Source organism: Streptomyces sp. MnatMP-M17 (assembly GCF_900091995.1).
Classification (GTDB): domain Bacteria; phylum Actinomycetota; class Actinomycetes; order Streptomycetales; family Streptomycetaceae; genus Streptomyces.
Window position 1 is genome coordinate 1 of the sequence record NZ_FMDK01000841.1, and the last position, 3,929, is coordinate 3,929.

Annotated in this window: 4 protein-coding genes and 1 pseudogene; 3 read left to right on the forward strand and 2 right to left on the reverse strand. The window is 71.1% G+C overall.

Annotation, left to right across the window (positions count from 1 at the left end; genetic code table 11):
- From GA0115259_RS31660 to GA0115259_RS31670, 3 genes are all read left to right on the forward strand, one after another.
- On the forward strand, nt 1-583 hold a 583-nt coding region (locus tag GA0115259_RS31660), incomplete at its 5' end, for an MSCRAMM family protein (protein WP_141716772.1).
- Between the two features lie 127 nt (nt 584-710).
- Nucleotides 711-1,559, forward strand: a complete 849-nt coding sequence (locus GA0115259_RS31665) for a YceI family protein (protein ID WP_093603350.1) — start codon at nt 711-713, stop codon at nt 1,557-1,559.
- A gap of 38 nt (nt 1,560-1,597) precedes the next feature.
- Entirely contained in the window at nt 1,598-2,065 is a 468-nt protein-coding gene (locus tag GA0115259_RS31670) for a PPOX class F420-dependent oxidoreductase (RefSeq protein WP_093603352.1), read from the forward strand.
- Nucleotides 2,066-2,111: 46 nt separating this feature from the next.
- Here the strand turns inward: GA0115259_RS31670 and GA0115259_RS31675 are convergent, their stop codons facing one another.
- Together GA0115259_RS31675 and GA0115259_RS31680 are read right to left on the reverse strand one after the other, a co-directional pair.
- On the reverse strand, nt 2,112-3,014 hold the full coding sequence (locus tag GA0115259_RS31675) for a TetR/AcrR family transcriptional regulator (protein ID WP_093603354.1): 903 nt from the start codon (nt 3,012-3,014) through the stop codon (nt 2,112-2,114).
- A gap of 272 nt (nt 3,015-3,286) precedes the next feature.
- Nucleotides 3,287-3,929, reverse strand: a pseudogene (locus GA0115259_RS31680) (glycosyl transferase); the annotation flags it as partial.

Consider the following 3,929-nt stretch of genomic DNA (forward strand, 5'->3'; position numbering starts at 1 on the left):
CCAGCCGCAGGCGTCCACGGTGGTCGTCGGTGACGAGCCGGTCGTGTACGACATCCTGCTCTCCGGTACGAGCGGTCTGGCCGGGACCGTGCGCGCCGCGGACGGCGGGCTGCCCATCGAGGGCGCGATGGTGATCGTGACCGATGTGCGCGGCGATGTGCTGGCCACCGGGAAGTCCGTGGACCAGGGCGAGTTCGCCTTCGGGGAGCTGGTGCCCGGCTCGGTGACCGTCGCGGTGAACGCGACCGGATTCCGGCCGCTGGCGCTGCCGGTGGAGATCGGCGGCCAGGGAGTGACCCGGATCGAGGCGCTCCTCCAGTCGGGCGCCACGGTCCAGGGCATCGTCAGGGCGGGCGCCGCCCGGCGGCCCGCGCCGGACGCCCGGGTGACGCTGGTCGACGCGGCCGGGAACGTGGTCGCCACGGCGACGACCGGGGACGACGGCGCGTATGCCTTCGCCGATCTGGACTCGGGCGAGTACACGGTCATCGCGACCGGATATCCGCCGGTGGCCGGCGCGCTGACGGTGACCGGGCGCGGTGTCGACGGGCACGACATCGAACTCGCCCATCCTGGGGAGTAGATCCGGCAGGTCAATCCGGCAGGTCGATCTAGCGGGTAGATCCGGCGAGTGACCGCGAGCGGGGCGGGCCCCGGGCCCATCAGGGCCCGGGGCTCGTTACCAGTGAGAGAGCAGGGAGGGAAGCGGGATGGGGCTTCGCGGACAGGTGAGGACACGGGACGGCTGGGCCGTTCAGCACGCGGTCGTGACCATGACCGATATGACCGGCGCGCAGGTGGTGCGGGCCGGTGCCCGGGAGGACGGCTCGGTACGGGCCGATGTGGCGCTGGCGCCGGGCCCGTACACCGTCGTCGTCACGGCCGTCGGATACACGCCCGTCGCCTCCACCGCGCTGGTGACGGCGAGCGGGCGGGCCGAGGTCGGCACGGTGGTGCTGGCCCGGCAGGGCGGAGTCGAGCTGCCGCCGCCCGGCGCCTGGAGCATCGATCCGGCACACTCGTCGGTGAGCGCGGTGGCGCAGCATCTCGGGATCTCCAGCGTGCACGGACGGTTCAAGGAGTTCGGCGGCCGGATCGAGATCGGCGGGACCGGTGGTCCCGACGGCTGGCAGGAGAACGCGCACGAGCGCTCGCGGGTCGACGCGGTCATCGCCGCGGCGAGCATCGACACCGGCAACGCGCTGCGCGACAAGCACCTCAAGTCGCCCGACTTCCTGGACGTGGAGCGCTTCCCGGAGATCATGTACGGCAGTACGGGACTGACACCGGCGGGCCCCGACCGCTGGACGGTCCACGGCCGGCTGTCGCTGCACGGAGTCGTACGCGAGGTGGACCTGGATCTGAGCTATCTGGGCACCGGGCCCGATCCATGGGGCGGTGTACGGGCGGCCTTCCGCGCGACCACGGAGCTGAGCCGCAAGGACTTCGCCATGAACTACAACCAGGTGGTGCAGGCGGGTATCTCGGCGATCGGAACGACGCTACGGGTGGAGCTGGACATCCAGGCGGTGCAGGGCGAGAGCCTGCCGGTGGCGTAGAGCCGGCCCGGCCGGTCGGACGTCGTAGGCTGCGGACCATGGCACCCAACATCGCAACGAACACCGCCGTGGACCGCGACGAGCTGCTGGAGTTCGTACGTCCTCGGCACCGAGCGATCCTGCTGACCACCCGCTCCGACGGCCGCCCTCAGGGCTCACCGCTCACCTGCGGCGTCGACGACTCGGGCCGTATCGTCGTCTCCACGTACCCGGAGCGCGCCAAGACGCGCAACGCCAAGCGGGACGAGCGCGTGAGTCTGATCATCCTGTCGGACGAGTGGGACGGTCCGTGGGTACAGATCGACGGCACCGCCGAGGTGATCGACTCGCCGGAGTCGGTCGAGCCGCTGGTCGAGTACTACCGGAACATCGCGGGCGAGCACCCGGACTGGGACGAGTACCGCCAGGCGATGGTGAAGCAGGGCAAGTCCATCATCCGCGTCACGCCCGAACGCTGGGGCCCGCTCGCGACCGGCGGCTTCCCGGCCAGGCTGGCGCCGCAGTAGCCGCTCGTGCCGCCTGCGGCGCCGGGGCGATCGCCGGGGCGATCTTTCAGCCGCGGGCGCGCATCGCCTCGATGCCCGCGACGAGGAGTTCGAGCGCGAACGTGAAGTCCCGTTCGCGCATCTCCGCCACCGTGTCGCCGCCCCGCGCCGCCATGATCTCGTCCGCGCTCTCGAACGACTCCTTGAACCGCGGCTGTTCGCCGATGGCGCCCTTCGCCTGCCGGAAGTACTCGTCCTGGCTCAGGCCCGCGTCGGCGGAGCGCTGTACGAAGTGGCCCTCGATCGTGCCGAATCCGTACACGAACTGGAAGACCGCGGACAGGGCGCCCATCTGGCCGTGCGGCGCCAGGCCTGTACGGCGCATGACCGACCGGACGGCGGCGGAGAAGGCCACCGAGTGCGGGCCGATGTTCAGATATCTGCCGACGAGCGGGGAGACCCAGGCGTGGCGGACCAGCACCGTCCGGTAACTGACGGCCAGTTCGCGCAACTGGTCGCGCCAGTCGGCGTTCTCGTCCGTCAGATCCGGCACCTGGACCTCTCCGAAGACGCGGTCCAGGGCGAGTTCGAGCAGATCGTCCTTGGTGTCCACGTACCAGTAGAGGGACATGGCGGTCACGCCCAGCTCCGCGGCCAGCCGCCGCATGGAGAACTTCGCCAGGCCCTCCGCGTCGAGCAGCCGTACCGAGACGGCGGTGATGCGGTCGCGATCGAGCCCGGCGGGCTGGCCTGCGGAAGGGCTGGAGGAAATGCCGGTCGACGGGCTGGGCGCCTGCCCGGCCGACGAACCGGTGGACGGATCGGTGGACGGACCGGTGGAGTGCGCGGCCGAGGGATCCGTGGACCGGTCGGCCGAGCGTTCGCTCCTGCGGCCACGGCCGGACGGCTTGCCCTCCAGCCACACGCTGATACGGATCGGCCGCTCGGCTCGGTCGGCTTCCGGCACCATGGGTGAGCCTCCTCGGTTCCCTCCGGCCGGAGATGACCGGACTCCTGTTACCTGCCCGGCTCCGGCCATGACCGGCTCCGGCGGCCGGACGACAGGGCGGCCCGCCACCGGAAACCGGAAGCCGGAGTCCGGAAGTCCGGCCGGCGTCGATGCTATGCCTAGTGCGGTGTACGGGACTTGATGCCGCCGCGCACACCGCACAGGAGGCTTTCCGGAACCCCGGTTCAGGCCGTCGTCGGGTCAGACCGTCGTCGGGTCAGACCGTCGCTGAGTCAGGTCGTCGCGGAGTCGGCCGTCCGCTGAGTCAGGTCGTAGAGAGTCGTGCCATCCAGGGTGACCCTTGAAGGTGTCCTCGACCCAGGTGGTGATGGCGGAGTTGCCGCCTCCGGGACCGCCGCCTCCGGAGAGGAAGTAGTGGATCCTCCCGTCGGTGACGTACTGCTTGAACTGCGCGAGGGTCGGTGACGGGTCGCTGCCGTTGAAGCCGCCGATCGCCATGACCGGCTTCTCGGTGGCGAGTTGGTAGCTCGCGGCGTTCTGGGCGCCGATGGCGGCGGCGACCCAGGTGTAGGCGGAGGCGTTCTGCTTGAGGGCGGTCTTGACCTCGGAGCTGACGTTCTGACCGTTGAGCAGGCCCGCCATACCGCCTCCGCCGCGACCTCCCGCGCCGCCGCCGAATCCTTCGGGCATGGCGTTCCGCCGGCCGGTCCGGGGCTGGCCGTTCTGGGACTGACCGTTCTGGGACTGACCGTTCTGCTGAGGCGGCTGGACGGCCTGGCCACCGGCTGCTGGCGGCTGACCCTGGCCTTGTGCCTGGCCCGTAGCCTGGCCGGTTCCCTCCTGACCGGGAGCGCGCATGCCACCTCCAGGACCTCCGCCACCGCCGAATCCACCGCGCGCCGAGGCGGGACCCGC

Excerpts from the sequence above, each read along its gene's own strand:
- GA0115259_RS31670 (WP_093603352.1), top strand. The coding sequence starts at position 1,598 with ATGGCACCCAACATCGCAACGAACACCGCCGTGGACCGCGACGAGCTG.
- GA0115259_RS31665 (WP_093603350.1), top strand. The coding sequence starts at position 711 with ATGGGGCTTCGCGGACAGGTGAGGACACGGGACGGCTGGGCCGTTCAG.
- GA0115259_RS31675 (WP_093603354.1), bottom strand. The coding sequence starts at position 3,014 with ATGGTGCCGGAAGCCGACCGAGCCGAGCGGCCGATCCGTATCAGCGTG.